We start from the raw sequence: 17,503 nt of genomic DNA, 5'->3' as shown, positions 1-17,503 counted from the left end.
GCAGCCAGTATTTAGATTTTTTAAATAATAGGCATGCTGTGAAGTAGGGATAAGGATAGCCTATGCAAACAGGAAATAAAAAAGCCTTCCAGTTTAAGAAGGCTTTTAAGATTTTGTTTTCGGAGCCAAATTGTTTTAATCCATTTCTCCCCTGACTGACGTATCCCTTGTCCTTGTGCCTTTAGAGTTTTGGCCGCCTTTGCGGCCTGCTTGCCTGGCTTCTTCAGCACTCCATTCGTGGGCTACACCCTGTTTGTGGGCAGCACGTCCACCTTCACTGGCAATTTGTCTTTGTCTTTCCGGGTCCATAGCCGCAAATCCTCTACGGCTTTTTTGATTCATATCCCTGGACTCCTCCTGGTTACGATTTTCTACCATAACAATAAAGTTTATAATGTTTAGAAATGTATTAGAGTAGTTTAGAAGGGAATGGATGCAAGTATGGTTATTAAAAAATAATGCCTGAGTTTATTTGCCCTTTCTATATTGAAAACCCCTTATAACTTCTATATTTCTTAAGGATTTCCGACAATTTCTGATATTTTGAGTATGCACCTCTACATCAAGTTACGAAATAATCTAGCACAACAGTAATGCACACCAATATTTATTGTCCTGTTTTTTTATTTATTTTTTGAATGTGCACAAGAATGTGCTTAGTTGCCTGGTATTAGAATTCCCTTATAAATGCACTATTGGGAGCTGGTAACTGGAATTAAAATTTATATTTTTTTACATTGCGGCCCTTAACCACCCTTGCATGCGCATTTCCTACCTTATTTTTCTTAGTTTTTTGTCCATACTCTTGCTTTTTGCATTTACCACCTTTATTAATTTCCGCCTTTCAGAAAGAGTAAAGGAAAATACTGATTTCGTTAACCAGTCAGGAAATATTGTAAGGAGTAGCAACCGCTTCCAGAGAAATACTATCAATATGGGAAGTGGGTTACGGGGGTTTTTGCTGACTGGAGAAGATTCATTTCTGCAGGCATATGATTCCGCCGCCACAGAAAACAAACTTATACTTACTGATTTATTCAATCAGCTTGACACCACTTCCAGGCAATATAAGCTGCTTGTTGATATAGCCAGCTTGAATAACAGGTGGTTATCAGAATTTGGACAGCCCCTGCGCCAGGCAAAAATTGGTGCGGAAGCCTCGGATGTCAACCTTCCATATTTCAATAAACTGTATAGAGAAAAAATGCAGTCTAGTGATGAACGTAAATTAAATACCAGGCTGCAGGAAGAAATAAGGGAATTTGTGAATATTGAGTATGAAAAAAGATCTGAGCGTGAGAAATTGTTGAATGATTCTTTGCAGATGACAAAAACCATTTCTTTTTTCATGATCACTTTTAGTGTACTCATGGCTCTTTTTATCGTGGCCTTTCTAACCATAAGGATTTCAAAAAGAATACTTAAGATGGTGCGTATGGCAGACAGCATTGCCGCAGGTAACTACAATGTATCTACCGAAGAAACTGGTAAGGATGAATTAAGCGGACTTGCGCGCTCATTGAATTATATGGCAAAAACACTTTCCTCTAATATTAATGAGTTAACCAAAAAGAACAGGGAGCTGGACCAGTTTGCACATATAGTTTCGCATGATATGAAGGCACCTTTAAGGGGTATAGATAATGTGGTGAGTTGGATTGAAGAAGACCATAAGGACGAATTAACTCCTAAAGTGGCAGAATACATTCGTTTGATAAAAGGAAGGGTGATAAGAGGTGAAAGCCTGATACAGGGATTGCTTTCCTATGCAAGGGTGGGAAAGGAGGAAGAAGGAGAAGAAAAAATTGATACAAAAGCATTGCTTAAAGAAGTGTTGGAAAATTTCTCAATGAAGGAAGGGACTACCATAAACATTTCGGAAGCAATGCCCGTAATCTATTCGGTAAAGCTGCCCTTGCTCCAGGTTTTTTCCAATCTTATTGATAATGCTTTAAAATATAATGATAAGACAAATGGTCTCGTGAAAGTGTACCATAAGGAATATCCCGGCCATTGGGAATTCTTTGTTTCAGATAATGGGCCTGGTATTAGCAAAAATTACCACGAAAAAATATTCATGATCTTCCAGACACTGAAGGAACGCGATAGTTTTGAAAGTACAGGTGTGGGATTAGCTATAGTTAAAAAAATTCTGGATTCAAGAGGGGAAGAAATAAAACTGGAATCAGAAGCAGGCACAGGATCTATCTTTTCTTTTACATGGAAAAAATAATAGTATGAGTAGAATAACAACAATTTTATTGGTTGAGGATGATCAGCTTGATGCTATGGATATCAAGCGATCGCTGGATAAACTAAATGTTTTGTATAAACTGGTAGTTGCTAAAAACGGAGAGGAAGCCATAGACATGATGAAAGGTAACCACGAGGTGACTTTGGAAAATTTGCCTGATATTATTCTGATCGATATAAATATGCCACGCATGAACGGGCTTGAATTTTTACAGGTGATCAGGGATACGCCGGAATGGAAGAAAATTAAATGTTTTATGATCACTACATCTGATGAAAAGGTGGATAAGGAAGCTGCGAAGAAATTGGGAGTTTCCGGGTATATTCTCAAACCTTTTAAGATCAATAACACTTCCTCCCTTGATTCTTTCAACCTGGTAATAGACCTGATGAATATGAAAGGATATGAATAAGCGGGAAACTAAAAAAAAGCTGCCGTTGATTTAAAATTTGAACGATTTTTGCCAGATTAGTACTTCACCCCAAATGTTCTACAGTCTGTGATTTTTATATTGGTATTTTTCATTGCACATTGGTATTTATCATTATTTGCTCAATCCTTTTTCCACCATCGTTATGCAGCCCATGGCGCCTTTAAGATGAATAGGGGGTGGGAAAGGTTCTTTTTTATTTTTTCTTACATCACGCAAGGTTCTTCATACATGAGCCCCAGGGTCTATGGCATAATGCACAGGGTGCACCATGCTTATACAGATACAGAAAAGGATCCGCATTCGCCTTCCTTCGATAAAACTGTGCTGGCAATGATGTGGCGTACCAGCGTTACCTATGTTGGCATATTACGAAACAGGGCAACTGTTGACCCCAAATTCACCAGGAATGTGCCTGAGTGGACCAGTTTTGATCTTTGGGGCAATACATGGTGGTCGAGAATATTGTGGAGCTGTATATACATATCTTTGTATATCATTTTTGCCCCATCAGCCTGGTGGTTTCTTCTTATTCCCTTTCATATTGCCATGGGGCCAATTCATGGGGTGATCATTAACTGGTTTGCTCATAAATATGGAAATATAAATTTTGAAACAGATAACACTTCCCGTAATTTATTTAAGGTAGATTTGCTAATGTTGGGGGAGGGTTATCATAATAACCATCACAAATTTCCTTCGCGTAGCAATTTTGCTATGAAAAAGGGAGAGTTTGACCCTATCTACCCTGTTGTCCTGTTATTTGAAAAATTAAAGATTATCAGGATGAACAATCAAAAGGATGTGTTAATCGAGCCATAGCAGGTTTATTGGTAAGTGAAAAGAAATTTTAAGCAAAGAGCATTATGAGCAGTTATTTTTCAAAAGTGATCAAAGCGGGTGAAAGGCAAAGAGAATTTAATTTTCGCCAATTGTCGGCAGGGGCGGAAATTAAATACCATGTAGATGTACCAGATGATAAGGGCAACCGCATCATATTCCAGATGTATAAAGATGTGGAAGGCAAATGGAAGACATCAGCTTCGGTATTACCCCTTTGGATACACAGTGCAGAAGATGTATTAAATGATGCCATTACTGAACAAATACAGGAAGAACAATTATCCAAGAAGAAATAAGGCTATCATATTTGTAAAAAATTTGCAGGGGACTCTATAGTCCCCTTTTACGTATTGCAATAAGAGCTATGTAATAAGTGCGCTATTACCTGGTTTATTTCCGGAGCGTTATTTTTACACTACTGAATGAAAGCAGCTGGAAAACGCTGGTAAGGACAAAAATTATGGAACTACCTATAGAAAATGAACAGGAAGCCGCAGTAACGATATTATTCTCGGCTGCCATGCAACAATCAGGCAATATCTCGCAGCAACAGATAGAACATCTTTCCAGGGCTGTAGTTCTTTGTTCACGGTTTCGGGGGAGTGATCTTAATGAAATGACCAAAAAAGCAATTGCTCTCCAGGCAAGCCATGAACCAGCAGAGATCATAGAATATTGTTCAGCATTGATAACAGAAGAATTTCGTGAAACCTTATTTGCAATGGTCAGCGAAGTGGTTTTGCTGGATGGACAGATAAATGATAAGAAGACTAAGATCTTTGCGCTGTTAGCACTTCATTTAAAGATCACTATGGAAAGGATGAAAATGATCCTTGCGACCTATCTTATACGCAATAAATGGAACGTAGAAGTTATGGATTGAATTATATCAAAAACTTTTTGCGTTGGATGGATGATTACAAAAAGGCGGCATACCTGCCATTGATGAAATATTGTTCTTTTACAACCGAAGGATTTTTCCAGTCTAAAGACAGTATGGCTTTTATAGAACTTACAAGGTCATTATAGTTAGAAGGCTTTATAAAAAACAGGTCTGCCCCCATTTCATAAGCAGTATCAATATTTGCCGGCCTGGAGGTACTGGAAAAAATAACGATGGGAATGGAATTCAATATAGGATTGTTCCTGATCTCGGTTAAACATTCCAATCCATTTTTGCAGGGCATGTCAAGGTCAAGAAATATGAAGTCAGGAACATAGTGCTTTAAAAGTTTAAGAAGTGCTTCTCCATCCTCTACAATACTTAACCGTACCATTGGAGCTATTTCTCCAAGTGCATCTTTGAAAAAGTCATGATCATCCCGATCATCATCAGCAAGGATTATAGAATTGATAGGAAGTTGATTAAATGCATCAACATTGGTCATGGTTAAGGATTTGCCTGTTAGGGTAACTAATTGCTAGTTTGTAAAAATACAACAAGAAGTATTTAAACAACGGGTGCAAATTAACAACTGGTGGCAAAACTTTATTAAATAACAACAGCAGGGCTTGCTTACTAAGTACCAGGAACTTAACTACGTTTTTACCCATTTGGTCTTATTTTATATTTTATGGACTTAATCTGTTTTAATTTAAAATCCTATTTCAAACCTATATCAACCACTTTAAGATGCTGCTACAGGAATTTAAATACGAAACAAAACAGGCCAAAAAGAAAATGATCCTTGACTATGGTGTTTATGTTGCTAACCGGTTGAAGGATCAATATATTTTACTTTTATACCAAATAGACTCTTTTTATGCGGAGGTTTATTACGATTACCAGGAGGAGCAGATAGGTTACATCAAAACCTTTCATTCCACTGAAGAGTTGAAACCTTACTTAAACAAAATAGATATCTCTCCATTACTTCCTTTTTGCTGATATAATAATCCTTATAGTGCCTTTAATGATCCCTCTCTGATTTTAGGAAAGGCAACCTTTCGTTTCATACCAACGTTTTTAATGCAGGCCGTTTACTGATATGGCTTATCCGACCTGGATAACTATTGTTTGAAGTAAAGTTGTCATTAAAACTTAACTATATGAACAGGTTGTACAACCAGGTATTTCAAACCTTATCTGCTATTTCATTGTTAGGGTCTTTAATCTTTTTACCAGGATGTCAAAAAGAAACAACAGCTGTAGCTGATAATGCTACAAGCTTATCAAAACAGCAACCCTATAAAGATCCCCGGACATTAAAAGATTTTGTACAGGTAAATCTTGTTGCAAACAATGGAAATTATGGGGCAGCTCATATTGATCCACATTTAATGAATGCGTGGGGAATAGCATTCAGTGCAAACGGAATTGCCTGGGTAAGTTCGCAGGAAGGGCATGTATCTTCTGTGTATGACATGGACGGTAATTTAATTCCAGCACGTCCAGAAGTAGCCATACCATCTCCAGGAAGCAGCATGGGTGGAAATCCCACAGGAACTGTATTGAATATTGACCCTAATACCACAGATTTTAAACTACCGGACAACACTTCCGCTAGATTTATGTTTGCAGGGGCAGACGGTGTCATTTCCGGATGGAATGGTGCAGCGGGTAATAATGCCCTTGTTATAGCAAATAATGCCTCTGCCGCTTCTTATACAGGATTAGCAATGGCCAGGGCATCTTCAGGAGCCTATTATTTGTATGCTGCCAATTTCAGCCAAGGAAAAATAGATGTTTGGGACAAGGATTTTAATTCAGTTCAGATGTCCTTTACAGATCCTGCTTTACCATCTGATTATTCACCCTTTAATATTCAAAATGTGGGTGGTATGCTATACGTAATGTATGCAAAACTCGGTGCTGATGGAGATGAGGTAGCCAAGCCTGGCAATGGCTATGTAGATATCTATGATGCCATGGGAACATTAATAAACCGGTTTGTTTCCCAAGGTCAATTAAATGCACCATGGGGTGTGGCCTGGGCACCTGCAGGTTTTTTTACGGATGAAAGCGGGGCGGCACAAGCTGCTGTATTAGTGGGTAACCTAGGAGATGGGCGAATCAATGCATATTCAACAGAAGGCAGGTTTTTAGGTCAATTACGGTCACATGGAGCTCCAATAGTAATTGAAAAGTTATGGGGTATCAGTTTTCCTCCAGCTACCTCTACTATTGATCCTAATCGCCTGTATTTCGCTGCGGGTCCTAATGATGAGCAAGATGGTTTGTTTGGATACATAACCAAACAATAACCGACGGTTCATGGCGATAGAATATCTTGAATTTATTCGGATAAATATTCTTTTTCCGGTTGACTTATAAGGGGTTATGATCTCACTGCAAACGAAGAAAATGTACGTAATAAGTTAGGTGTTTTCACCTTAGGCCAGTAATCGCTATAAATATACTTTAGCACTGGTTTTTCATAGGATATTGGATTAAAACGGGGCTGAATTTTTATTCCGGCCCCTTAATTTTAAACAGCTCCTTTCATCCTTACAGAAAAACTTCAAAAATGGTGTAACAATCATTTTCAACAGATCGTCTGATAGTTAACCATTCATGAAAAGCATTTTATTATGAGACCAACTTCATTTTTCAAAGAATATTCATCCATGCTTATTTGCCTGGTGAACTTTTTATTGTTTTTCCTTATTATCTATTTCATGTCCCGCTAATTGCATGAATTTGAAAAAGATAGGTTGTCAACTGCTTGGATCAGCCCTTTTCAATTCGCTTTAGCCTTACATTGGTTACTGGTGCTACAATAAGAGGGAATTTTTCTACTGTTACATTACTGAGGTCAAGTCCAAAACCTTTTTCTTCTGAAAGGCTAATAGCTTTTAGCCAGAAATGTACTTTCATTACCAATCGTTCAAAAATTGGAAGATCATTATCCTGGCTTAAGTATTTTTCCATAACTATGAACTGAAAGTCGCCTATGGTATTTGTTTTTTCCAGGCTTTCATACCTGCTGATTACATTCACTTCCCTGTTTTTTACAAGGTCCTCTACCACTTTTTTAAACAGCAGGTTGATCCTGGGTTGAACCCTGAAACCCAGCCTGAACTCAACCCTGATAATATCATTAGGAATGATATGCTCTACAGAATATTCAGAAGTATAGGGATCATCAAGGGTATCCACATGAACAAGCCAATATATATCAGCTCTTTTTGGCTTCTTATTTAGAATGGAATAAATGATCTTATGTTCAATTTCATTTGGATTATCTGCACTGGTTAGGTAAACAAGGTGAGTGGAATACTTGGGTACGCTACGATCATTGCTCAACTCCTGGATCTTTGGAATATAATTCTCCAGCTTGACGAATTCTATGTACCTGTTTTTGATCTTCCGGGCTTTGAACCAATTAAACATTACCAGGAATAATAAACCTCCAATGATCACTGTTACGTAACCTCCATGGGGAAACTTTTCCATGTTGGCAAATAAAAAGCTGAATTCTAAAGTGAAATAAACAGCCAGGTACAAGTAAACAATGGGCCTTTTAGCACGATGAAGAACCAGGTAGTTGGCAAAAAGAATAGAAGTAGCGATCATGCATAAGGTGATGGCAAGTCCATACGCAGCCTCCATATTGGATGCCTTTTTAAAATGCAAAACAATTCCGATGCAACCTAAAAAAAGAATAAAATTGATAGCAGGGATAAAGAGTTGGCCTCTTGCTTCAGTTGGGTAAACGATCCTTAATTTAGGCCACAGGTTGAGCCTTATAGATTCACTGATCAGGGTGAAAGACCCTGATATTAATGCCTGGCTGGCAATAATGGCTGCAGCTGTTGCTATAGCAATGCCGAAATAAAGAAACCAGTGCGGCATCAATCCATAGAAAGGATTAAAACCAGATTCTATCAATGATGCAGTAATACGTTTGCCATTATAGTTGCTTAAAAGCCAGGCCCCTTGCCCAAAATAATTTAAAATCAGGCAGGTCTTTACAAACACCCAGGAATAACGGATATTCCATTTGCCGCAATGTCCAAGATCTGAATACAATGCTTCAGCACCCGTCGTGCAAAGAAAGACGCCCCCCAAAATATAAAACCCGCCGGGATAAGTAGCCAACAACTTTATTCCGTAGTAGGGGTTTAAGGCACGAAATACATGCATATCATCTGCAAAATGTATTACGCCCAATAGTGCCAACATAATAAACCAAATGCTCATGAGCGGGCCAAAGAACCTGCCTATAAAAGCGGTTCCAAACTGCTGTATAAAGAATAAGAATGAAAGTATTCCTATTACTATATATACAATAGTGCCCTGGCTTATGTGCGAAAGAGAAGGCACCTGTTTTAAACCTTCAATAGCAGAAGTAACAGAAATGGGTGGAGTGATCATTCCATCAGCCAGCAAGGCAGCACCTCCAATCATAGCTGGAATGACAAGCCATTTTTTTCGTCTCCGCACAAGTGCATATAATGAGAAGACGCCCCCCTCACCACGGTTATCAGCCTGCAGTGTAAGAATAACGTACTTTATTGTGGTTTGAAGGGTCAGTGTCCATATGATACAGGATAATGCTCCTATGATCAATTCTTCCGAAATGACCTTTCCACTTGTAATGGCATTGAGTACGTAAAGAGGAGAAGTGCCTATATCGCCGTAAATAATCCCTAATGCGATAAGTAATCCGGCAACTGTAACCCTGTTATGTGATCTTGACATTAAACGTAAATAAGCGGCAAAGGTATAGGATTCTTAAGCCTGTTAACCACGTTTTAAACATTCAAAAGCCATCTTTTACCGAATAAGGCCAGGAATAAAACCTTATAAACAGAGGCAGGAATACAGTATCATTTTTTTTACTTAGACCAGGCTTTATAATTACCATCTACATATTGTAACCATCCGCCCAGCATTTGTTTTTCCTGCAAGGCTATTTGACTGAATTCATTCTTTCTGTTATTTAATTCCGCGGGGTCCGTATCAAGGTCAAATAACTCTTCCTCTTCTGTATCAACATTATAAATATATTTCCACTTGCCATGACGCGTACCCATTAAAAGGTCAGTATAGGGACTGATGAAAAATGTCCGGGAGGATTTATTTTTATTTGTAAGCAAACTATTGCCCTGCCAGTGAGATGGTATATTCATGCCTAAAACCTGGGCAACCGTGGGTGCTATATCTACCAGGCCGTATATATCATTATTGCTTTTACCATTAAATAATAGAGGATTGTACAATATGCATGGAATGTGAACATTTTCTTCGTAAACCTTTGAGGCATGTAATTTCTGGTCGTGCGTATTAAATGCTTCACCGTGATCTGCAATAAATATGACAAGAGTTTTGTTTAAGGTGCCTGCCTTGCTTAAGGAGGTCAATAGCTGGTCAAAAACTTTATCAGTATGATGCAGGGCGTTAAGATACCTGTTTAATGTTTCATCGCTGCTATAGTGAACATTTGTAACAGTATAGTACGGGTTGTGTGTTTGATTTGTCCATAGCAGGCTAAATGTCTTTTGCCCCTGGCTATTTCGCAGCCAATCCAAATACCTGGTAACAATACAGGAATCATCCAGGCCGTCGATATTTGAATGCGTTACTGTATATGTTTGTTTGCATGGTATAGAGCGGTTGTCTTCAACGGTAGTAAAATTTTGAGCTGTGGCATATTTACGCATACCAGCATAATCAAGATCTGATGAAAAGAATAATGATGTTTTCCAATCCTTTGATCTTAATAATTGTGGTAGCGAAGGTGAGGGTAATTGAACCTTTTCAAGCAATGCCGACCTGTAATCGATCATGGGATATATACCGGATAATATGGAAAGCATTGAGTTGGGTGTACTGGGAATGTGGGCATACATATTACTATACATCCTGGATATAGATTGCCATTTCTTTAAGCCAGGTGTGCAATTATATAAGGAATCATACAAACTGATATACCGGGAAGGTGTCGATTCAGAAACGAAAACAATGACATTTTCTATTGGATGTAGACTGTCATAGATGGTATTACTAATTGGCGCTTGTGCAGGTGTGAAATAACTTTTAACGGAATCAGGAATTGGCATTTTCGACAATTTGTTTTTGCCGGGAGGGTCAACCATTGAAGAAACAAAAGCAAATACCGGGTTCTGAATTTTTGAAGATGGAAAATGCAAGTTAAGGTATAGCCCATAGCTTGCAATGACAGTAAGAAACAGGATGCAATAAAAAGCAATCCTGCCTGACTTAAATTGGCGGAACTGGGAGAATAGGATAGATACTGCAAAACCAAGCAACACAAAGCTGGAAAGGAGCGCTAATAAGTTTTTGATATACCATGGGGTTAATGTTTTAGCAGCACCAACCTGCGCATCATTGCCTTTAAGAAAATCGGAATAATAAAGCCATTTATAGCTAAAAGGTGTGCCTAATTGCCTGACAACTTCAATATTTAGTAAAGAAATGCCGATGGAAATCAAAAGTATAATGCCGTAACCAATCACTATACTTATAGAAAAGCTTTTTCTATTTCTGAAAATGTATTGCAGTAACGCGGTGAAAATTAATACCAGAGCCAGCCAAACCAGGTCTGGAAACAAAGTGCCAATAGAAATAGGAAAGGATAACTTCGAATAGCCTGAAATTTCAAACCTGGAAAGTACAATAAAGACCAGTGCTGTGAGGAATAAGCCCGGTAAAAAATTATATGCTTTTACATTCCTGGTTTTACGGTACCAGGCTGCGGCAATAAGGAATGCAAAGAATGAAAAAAAGAGAAATAGTTTTCCCTTTTCAATGATTGAAAAAGGTTTATTATAAAATTTTAAATTGGTATCGCTTATATCTATATTTTCATTATTGCCATTGACCGTATAGTAATTGTTGTTATTATTGGTATCCCAACCATCCACTGTATTTCCTTTGTTATCTTTTGATATCCAGAAATAATAATCAAGCCTTGTATCACAGGGAATGGTAATAGAAACGGTATAATTGTTACCGGATCTTACCAGAGGGGTGTAAGCGAATTTATTTTTAATGATGCTGTTTTTCGGAAGCAAAAGGGAAGAGGGAGTTTGCCAATAATTGATGCCCCATACCAGGTATACTTCTGCAGCCTTAGAACTATGGTATATGATTTTTTTGCTAGCAAGGCAGGAAGGTCTGGTTTGGGCAAGTAACCCAACCTGGAAAGAAAATGCAAGAAGGAATAAAAAGAGTTGCCTGAATTTCATATGTAAGCTTGTGAATACAACGCTATCCACCTTTGGAGATTCAAGATAATATATCTCGCAGGAATACAATGTGTTTATTAAATTACGGTATAAAAACATTTCATGTATGATCCATACCCGTTTGCTGATCCTGGTATTAAGCATTTCAGCTAGCCATTTCGTCATGGCGCAGTCCCAAGGACCTGTTGATGCAAAGGCTACAAAGGAAACGAAAGCTTTATATAAGAATTTGAAGAAATTAGCAAAGCACCATACGGTGTTTGGACATCAGCATGCTACTGAATATGGACATGGTTGGGTAGGGGATGAGAACAGGTCAGATGTGAAGTCTGTGACGGGTAGCCATCCGGGAGTAATAGGGGTGGATCTTAGTGGATTTAGCGGACGACCTGCCGCGGATGTTGAAAAAACAAAAACAGAGGTAAGGAAAACAGTAATTGATACTTATAACAGGGGTGGTATTATTACTGTTGCCTGGCATTTTCCTAACCCTGTATCGACAGGAGGATTTTATTGGAAAGATTCGGTTTCTCTTCCTGCAGTTAAATACATAATACCAGGTGGTAAAGCGCATGATACTTACAAGGAAATTCTAAGGAGTATTGCCAACTGGGCAAATAATACAAGAGGTGCGGATGGAAAGCTTGTTCCTATGATTTTCCGGCCATTCCATGAGTTTGATGGCGAATGGTTCTGGTGGGGAAAGCCTCATTGCACAAGAGAGGAATTTATAAGTTTATGGCAATTTACCGTCTCCTATTTAAGAGATTCTATGGGTGTGCACAATTTCATCTATGCTTTTTCTCCTGATAATAAATTTACAACCACTGCTGAATACCTTGAAAGATACCCGGGTGATGGTTGGGTTGACCTGTTAGGAATGGATAATTATGGAGATATGGGCAGGGATGGTTACAATTTGGACCAGGCATCAAAAAAGCTCCAGATTATAAGTGATTATGCACGTAAGAATGGGAAATTAGCAGCATTTACAGAAACGGGGCTTGAGTCTTTGCCTAACCCTAATTGGTGGATGGAAGTGTTGCTCAAAGTTATGCATTCAGGGAATAAGCAACTTTGTTATGTGTTGGTATGGCGCAATGATGCACAAAGTCCTACGCATTATTATGCTCCATTCCCCGGGCACAACAGCGTGCCTGATTTCATAAAATTCTATAATGATCCCTATACGCTTTTTGAAAAAGACCTGGGAAATATTTATAAATAGAATTTCCGCCCTGATCTATGCTGCTTCACCAACTGATGCTTATCAGGTTTTGTAAACCAGCTAAAGTTTACTTTAGGCCAGTCGGCCCAGGCTGATTTTAAGTATGATCACAAAAGAATTATTAGATCCTGAAAGCATAGTGATTGTAGGTGCCTCTAATGACACTTCGAAACCAGGGGGAAAGGTCTTATATAATATTCTAAAAAATAATTTTGCAGGGAAAATATTTGGGGTTAATCCAAAAGAAAGGGAAGTGCAGGGCGTTCCCTGTTTTGCAAACTGCAATTTAATACCAGAGGTTAGCCTTGCTATTATAGCCATCCCTGCTAACCAGGTGGAGGCTGTGATGAGAATACTGGCATACGAAAAAAAATGTAAGGCCTTTATTTTGTTTTCGGCAGGATTTAGTGAAACAGGTGCAGAGGGCAAATGCCTGGAAAAGCGCTGTGTTAAAATTGTGAATGATGTTGGTGGTACATTGGTAGGGCCTAATTGTATTGGTGTGATCACAGGAACATACAAGGGAGTCTTTGCAGGCCCTATTCCTGCCTACGATCCAAAGGGATGTGATTGTGTGTCTGCTTCTGGTGCAACAATGGTTTATATTCTTGAGATGGCTATTCCCAGGGGATTAAAGTTCCGGGATATTTTCTCTGTTGGAAACAGTGCACAAGTGGGAGTAGAGGATGTACTACAGTATTGGGATGAAACCTTTGATGAAAAGAGAAGTTCAAAAATAAAGCTCCTTTACATGGAGCAAATTACTGATCCAAAACGTTTTTTAAAGCATGCGCGGTCACTGGTAAATAAGGGGTGCAGGATTGCGGCTATTAAATCAGGAAACACTGAGGCTGGATCAAGAGCGGTTTCTTCACATACCGGGGCTCTCGCCGGTTCTAATTCTGCAGTCAGTGCCTTGTTTAGAAAGGCAGGCATTATCAGGTGCTATAGCCGTGTAGAACTGGTTTATGTTGCTGCTATTTTCACTATTCCACCACTGAAGGGCGATCGTATTGCAGTGATCACACATGCAGGAGGTCCAGGGGTGATGTTGACAGATATCCTGGTAAAAAATGGAATGAAAGTGCCGCAACTCCAGGGGGATAAAGCAGCCATGTTATTGTCGAAGCTGTATCCCGGATCAACAGTATCTAATCCAATTGATTTTCTGGCAACCGGAACTGCCGAACAACTGGGAGAAATATTGGATGCGGTAGAAAATGATTTTGAAGAAATTGATGCGGCAGTTGTTGTATTTGGAACAACGGGTATGTGGAGTGTGGATGATGTTTATATGTTGTTGCATGAAAAAATGCGTACTTCCCGTAAACCCATATTCCCAATTCTCCCATCAGCCATCCAGGCAGCAGAAGAAGTAAGTCATTTTCAATCCATGGGTCATGTGAATTTTACTGATGAAGTAAGTTTTGGATATGTGTTAAGCAGGGTTAACAAAATGAAACCACCTTTTCCTGAGGCGGTCCTACCTAAAATACAACAAGCTAAAGCGATAGAAATTATAGACCAGTCTCCAAAAGGATATTTACAACCTGGGCAAGTGTTTGAATTGTTGCAATCAGCAGGCATAGCCACAGTTGCGCAGGCTGTAGTAACTTCAAAAGAGGAAGCTTTGTTAAGTGCTAATGAACTAGGCTTTCCACTTGTTTTAAAGGTTTCTGGCATATTGCATAAATCAGATAGTGGTGGAGTTGTACCCGGTATTACCAGTTTTCAATTATTAGAAACGGTCTTTGAAAAGTTAATAGCCATGCCGGGTGCTAATGGAGTTATTATGCAACAACAGCTGACCGGTTCTGAAATCTATGTTGGTGCAAAAGCGGAAGATAAATTTGGCCACCAGGTATTATGTGGCCTGGGAGGCATATTTATAGAAGTATTCAAAGACATTTCTTCAGGACTTGCGCCGGTGGGAAGAGATGAAGCTATTTCAATGATCAGGCATTTAAGATCATATCCTTTGATAAAAGGCATACGTGGAAAGGAAGGAGTAAATGAAGAACTTATTGTAGATGCTATTTTAAAAATCAGCGCTCTCTTACAGATGGTTCCTGAAATAACGGAAATGGATATTAATCCTTTTATTGGCAACTCTACATCATTAATCGCTGTAGATGCACGTATATGCATTTCTTGATTAGGCAATCTTCACAGAATAACCCTGCTTACTTTTTATGAAAGTTTTTCTTAATTGCCGGATTTTGAATAAGATATTAATACCTGCATTTTTTTCGAGCATTGATTTACCTGCAAAGTTGATAATAATCATACAGTCATATGACAATTCCATTACATTTCAATAAAGCTTCTGCCGACATTTGGATAGGTTATCACTTCACCAAATTCCATTACCATGGAACAACAAACGATTGCTGCTTCTGTAAAAGAAAGAAAGGTTAAGGGTAAGGTTGAGATCAATATTCAAAAATGCAAAGGATGCGAATTATGTACCCTGGCATGTAAGGAGGGTGTTCTTTCTGTTTCCAATCATATTAATCTTAAGGGTTATCGCTACATCGTAGCCAATAATGATCTATGTACCGGCTGTGTCAACTGCGCCCTTGTTTGCCCTGATGCAGTGATCTCAGTATATAGAACGCCACTTAAGAAAAAATCGGCAGATAAATCTATAGGTAAGGAGGAATAGTATGCTATCAGTTCTTAAAAATAATTTGCATTATGACAGAAACTAAATTGATGAAGGGTAACGAAGCCTTGGCTGAAGCGGCTATACTAGCCGGTTGTGATGCATATTTCGGTTACCCTATCACACCTCAATCAGAAGTGTTGGAATATTTAGCCCGTGAAATGCCCGTTAGAGGGGGTGTGGTTTTGCAGGCGGAAAGTGAAGTAGCATCAATTAATATGGTATATGGTGCTGCCGGAGCTGGATTTCGTGCCATGACATCCTCATCATCCCCGGGCATAAGCCTGATGCAGGAATGTATATCTTATATGGCTGGTGCTGAATTGCCTTGCCTGGTAGTAAATGTAAATCGTGCGGGTCCTGGTTTGGGAACCATTCAGCCCGGGCAGGGTGATTATTTCCAATCTGTGAAGGGAGGTGGTCATGGAGATTATAAATTAATTGTGTTGGCACCATCTTCAGTGCAGGAAATGGCCGATCATGTGTTCCTTGGATTTGACCTTGCAGATAAATACCGAAACCCGGTATTGCTATTATCTGATGGAGCAATTGGCCAGATGATGGAAAAAGTGCAGTTCCATGCCTATCAGCCTCCAAGGGTGGATAAATCAAGCTGGGCTACTATAGGCAAACCAAAAACCAGGAGCCGCAATTATATAACCTCTCTTTTCATTCAGCCTGAACAAATGGAACAGCACAACCAGAAACTGGAAGCTAAGTTCAGGTTAATGCGGGAAAATGAAGTCCGTTTTGAGGAAATGAATACTACTGATGCTGAATATTTATTTGTAGCCTATGGATTAAGTGCAAGGATCTGTCAAAAAGCTATGGATATCTCAAGAGCAAAAGGTATTAAGGTGGGATTGTTGCGACCCATAACCTTGTTTCCTTATCCCTCAAAACGCCTGGCGGAATTGGCGCCGCAATTAAAGCTGGTCTTAAGTGTGGAATTAAACAGTGGACAAATGGTAGAGGATGTAAGACTTGCCGTTAATGGAAAGGTTCCGGTTGAATTCTATGGAAGAATGGGTGGCATGATGCCTACACCGGAAAGCATTGCTGAACATTTAGAAACTTTAATAAAGTATCACCATGACAATTGAAGAAAGATCAAACATTGATATTATCCAGGAAAAGGATAATAATATAATTGGTGAGCCCTATGAAACTGTATATCAAAAACCAGGAACCCTTATCGATGTTGATATGCATTATTGTCCTGGATGTTACCACAGCCTTGTTCATAAACTCTTAATGGAGATAATAGAAGAAATGGATATACAGGAACAAACCATTGGAGTGGCACCAGTTGGTTGTTCTGTATTTGCTTATGATTATATGGACATTGATATGCAACAGGCAGCGCATGGAAGGGCAGCTGCTGTAGCCACTGGAATCAAACGATTATTGCCAGATAAATATGTATTTACTTACCAGGGTGATGGGGACCTTGCAGCCATAGGAATAGCTGAAACGATTCATGCAATTAATCGTGGAGAAAATATTCTGATTGTTTTTATTAATAATGCGGTTTATGGAATGACCAGTGGTCAGATGGCACCGACCACTTTGACTGGCATGCAAACCACTACAAGTCCTGCAGGCAGGGATACAAATATTCATGGACACCCTATTAAAATATCAGAACTGGTTGCACCATTGCCCGGTGCATTTTATGTAACGAGGCAGGCTGTGAATAATGCCAATGGTGTTAGAAGGACTAAAAAAGCGCTTCAAAATGCTTTTAATTATCAAAGGTTAAAAAAAGGCACTTGCCTGGTAGAGATAGTTGGCAATTGTCCATCTAACTGGAAAATGACACCTATTGAGTGTACAGGTTTTGTAGAAGAACAGATGATGAAGACTTTTCCTGTCGGGGATATTAAGCTGCCAAAAGCGGAAGATCTTAAAAATCTAAAGGAGGCATAA

The 17,503-nt window shown here is 39.0% G+C and carries 16 protein-coding genes; 12 read left to right on the top strand and 4 right to left on the bottom strand.

Going from position 1 to position 17,503, the window contains the following annotated elements:
* Window positions 1-135: 135 nt before the first annotated feature.
* On the bottom strand, window positions 136-378 hold the full coding sequence (locus BUA53_RS00185; RefSeq protein ID WP_084079730.1) for a KGG domain-containing protein: 243 nt from the start codon (window positions 376-378) through the stop codon (window positions 136-138).
* Between the two features lie 382 nt (window positions 379-760).
* Here BUA53_RS00185 and BUA53_RS00180 point away from each other — a divergent pair, with 382 nt between their 5' ends.
* The 5 genes from BUA53_RS00180 to BUA53_RS00160 all read left to right on the top strand — a co-directional run bounded on the left by BUA53_RS00180 (window position 761) and on the right by BUA53_RS00160 (window position 4,410).
* Window positions 761-2,233: a sensor histidine kinase gene (locus tag BUA53_RS00180; RefSeq protein WP_072833227.1), complete on the top strand. Its 1,473-nt coding sequence runs from the start codon at window positions 761-763 to the stop codon at window positions 2,231-2,233.
* Window positions 2,234-2,237: 4 nt separating this feature from the next.
* Window positions 2,238-2,666, top strand: coding sequence for a response regulator (locus BUA53_RS00175; RefSeq protein ID WP_072833226.1), 429 nt, complete (start codon window positions 2,238-2,240; stop codon window positions 2,664-2,666).
* An 87-nt stretch (window positions 2,667-2,753) separates the two neighbouring features.
* Window positions 2,754-3,506: an acyl-CoA desaturase gene (locus tag BUA53_RS00170; RefSeq protein ID WP_245792980.1), complete on the top strand. Its 753-nt coding sequence runs from the start codon at window positions 2,754-2,756 to the stop codon at window positions 3,504-3,506.
* 44 nt (window positions 3,507-3,550) lie between these two features.
* Entirely contained in the window at window positions 3,551-3,823 is a 273-nt protein-coding gene (locus BUA53_RS00165; RefSeq protein WP_072833225.1) for a hypothetical protein, read from the top strand.
* 164 nt (window positions 3,824-3,987) lie between these two features.
* Entirely contained in the window at window positions 3,988-4,410 is a 423-nt protein-coding gene (locus BUA53_RS00160) for a tellurite resistance TerB family protein (RefSeq protein WP_139256296.1), read from the top strand.
* A 34-nt stretch (window positions 4,411-4,444) separates the two neighbouring features.
* On the opposite strand, the gene BUA53_RS00155 is transcribed toward BUA53_RS00160, so the two are convergent.
* Window positions 4,445-4,915, bottom strand: coding sequence for a response regulator (locus tag BUA53_RS00155; RefSeq protein WP_072833223.1), 471 nt, complete (start codon window positions 4,913-4,915; stop codon window positions 4,445-4,447).
* A 245-nt stretch (window positions 4,916-5,160) separates the two neighbouring features.
* Between BUA53_RS00155 and BUA53_RS00150 the strand changes: the two genes are divergently transcribed.
* Window positions 5,161-5,415 (top strand): hypothetical protein, encoded by a 255-nt coding sequence (locus tag BUA53_RS00150; RefSeq protein WP_072833222.1) that lies wholly within the window; start codon window positions 5,161-5,163, stop codon window positions 5,413-5,415.
* A 161-nt stretch (window positions 5,416-5,576) separates the two neighbouring features.
* A complete protein-coding gene (locus tag BUA53_RS00145) occupies window positions 5,577-6,731 on the top strand; it encodes a TIGR03118 family protein (RefSeq protein ID WP_084079729.1) in 1,155 nt (384 codons plus the stop codon).
* 466 nt (window positions 6,732-7,197) lie between these two features.
* Here BUA53_RS00145 and BUA53_RS00140 read toward each other — a convergent pair whose 3' ends face one another.
* Both BUA53_RS00140 and BUA53_RS00135 read right to left on the bottom strand, forming a co-directional pair.
* Window positions 7,198-9,171: a KUP/HAK/KT family potassium transporter gene (locus BUA53_RS00140; RefSeq protein ID WP_072833221.1), complete on the bottom strand. Its 1,974-nt coding sequence runs from the start codon at window positions 9,169-9,171 to the stop codon at window positions 7,198-7,200.
* A gap of 137 nt (window positions 9,172-9,308) precedes the next feature.
* A complete protein-coding gene (locus BUA53_RS00135) occupies window positions 9,309-11,846 on the bottom strand; it encodes a sulfatase-like hydrolase/transferase (RefSeq protein ID WP_084079728.1) in 2,538 nt (845 codons plus the stop codon).
* On the opposite strand from BUA53_RS00135, the gene BUA53_RS00130 reads away from it, so the two are divergent.
* The 5 genes from BUA53_RS00130 (at window position 11,845) to BUA53_RS00110 (ending at window position 17,503) form a co-directional block, all read left to right on the top strand.
* The gene (locus BUA53_RS00130; protein ID WP_217652897.1) at window positions 11,845-12,909 is read left to right on the top strand and encodes a glycoside hydrolase family 26 protein; all 1,065 of its coding nucleotides are present in this window, start codon (window positions 11,845-11,847) and stop codon (window positions 12,907-12,909) included. The genes BUA53_RS00135 and BUA53_RS00130 overlap by 2 nt on opposite strands.
* Window positions 12,910-13,012: 103 nt before the next feature.
* Window positions 13,013-15,064, top strand: a complete 2,052-nt coding sequence (locus BUA53_RS00125; RefSeq protein WP_072833218.1) for an acetate--CoA ligase family protein — start codon at window positions 13,013-13,015, stop codon at window positions 15,062-15,064.
* Between the two features lie 216 nt (window positions 15,065-15,280).
* Window positions 15,281-15,574, top strand: coding sequence for a 4Fe-4S dicluster domain-containing protein (locus tag BUA53_RS00120; RefSeq protein WP_072833217.1), 294 nt, complete (start codon window positions 15,281-15,283; stop codon window positions 15,572-15,574).
* Between the two features lie 32 nt (window positions 15,575-15,606).
* Entirely contained in the window at window positions 15,607-16,677 is a 1,071-nt protein-coding gene (locus tag BUA53_RS00115) for a 3-methyl-2-oxobutanoate dehydrogenase subunit VorB (protein WP_072833216.1), read from the top strand.
* Window positions 16,667-17,503, top strand: a complete 837-nt coding sequence (locus BUA53_RS00110; RefSeq protein WP_072833215.1) for a thiamine pyrophosphate-dependent enzyme — start codon at window positions 16,667-16,669, stop codon at window positions 17,501-17,503. Before BUA53_RS00115 ends, BUA53_RS00110 begins: the two co-directional genes overlap by 11 nt.

It is taken from the genome of Flavisolibacter ginsengisoli DSM 18119 (assembly GCF_900129295.1).
Classification (GTDB): domain Bacteria; phylum Bacteroidota; class Bacteroidia; order Chitinophagales; family Chitinophagaceae; genus Flavisolibacter; species Flavisolibacter ginsengisoli.
This window is presented reverse-complemented; position numbering and strand designations above follow the sequence as displayed.

Bases quoted from the DNA above. Each gene is read 5' to 3' on its own strand.
- BUA53_RS00110 (WP_072833215.1), top strand. From the start codon at position 16,667: ATGACAATTGAAGAAAGATCAAACATTGATATTATCCAGGAAAAGGAT.
- BUA53_RS00130 (WP_217652897.1), top strand. From the start codon at position 11,845: ATGGCGCAGTCCCAAGGACCTGTTGATGCAAAGGCTACAAAGGAAACG.
- BUA53_RS00175 (WP_072833226.1), top strand. From the start codon at position 2,238: ATGAGTAGAATAACAACAATTTTATTGGTTGAGGATGATCAGCTTGAT.
- BUA53_RS00155 (WP_072833223.1), bottom strand. From the start codon at position 4,915: ATGACCAATGTTGATGCATTTAATCAACTTCCTATCAATTCTATAATC.
- BUA53_RS00140 (WP_072833221.1), bottom strand. From the start codon at position 9,171: ATGTCAAGATCACATAACAGGGTTACAGTTGCCGGATTACTTATCGCA.
- BUA53_RS00120 (WP_072833217.1), top strand. From the start codon at position 15,281: ATGGAACAACAAACGATTGCTGCTTCTGTAAAAGAAAGAAAGGTTAAG.
- BUA53_RS00125 (WP_072833218.1), top strand. From the start codon at position 13,013: ATGATCACAAAAGAATTATTAGATCCTGAAAGCATAGTGATTGTAGGT.
- BUA53_RS00135 (WP_084079728.1), bottom strand. From the start codon at position 11,846: ATGACGAAATGGCTAGCTGAAATGCTTAATACCAGGATCAGCAAACGG.
- BUA53_RS00165 (WP_072833225.1), top strand. From the start codon at position 3,551: ATGAGCAGTTATTTTTCAAAAGTGATCAAAGCGGGTGAAAGGCAAAGA.
- BUA53_RS00150 (WP_072833222.1), top strand. From the start codon at position 5,161: ATGCTGCTACAGGAATTTAAATACGAAACAAAACAGGCCAAAAAGAAA.
- BUA53_RS00185 (WP_084079730.1), bottom strand. From the start codon at position 378: ATGGTAGAAAATCGTAACCAGGAGGAGTCCAGGGATATGAATCAAAAA.
- BUA53_RS00180 (WP_072833227.1), top strand. From the start codon at position 761: ATGCGCATTTCCTACCTTATTTTTCTTAGTTTTTTGTCCATACTCTTG.
- BUA53_RS00115 (WP_072833216.1), top strand. From the start codon at position 15,607: ATGACAGAAACTAAATTGATGAAGGGTAACGAAGCCTTGGCTGAAGCG.
- BUA53_RS00145 (WP_084079729.1), top strand. From the start codon at position 5,577: ATGAACAGGTTGTACAACCAGGTATTTCAAACCTTATCTGCTATTTCA.
- BUA53_RS00160 (WP_139256296.1), top strand. From the start codon at position 3,988: ATGGAACTACCTATAGAAAATGAACAGGAAGCCGCAGTAACGATATTA.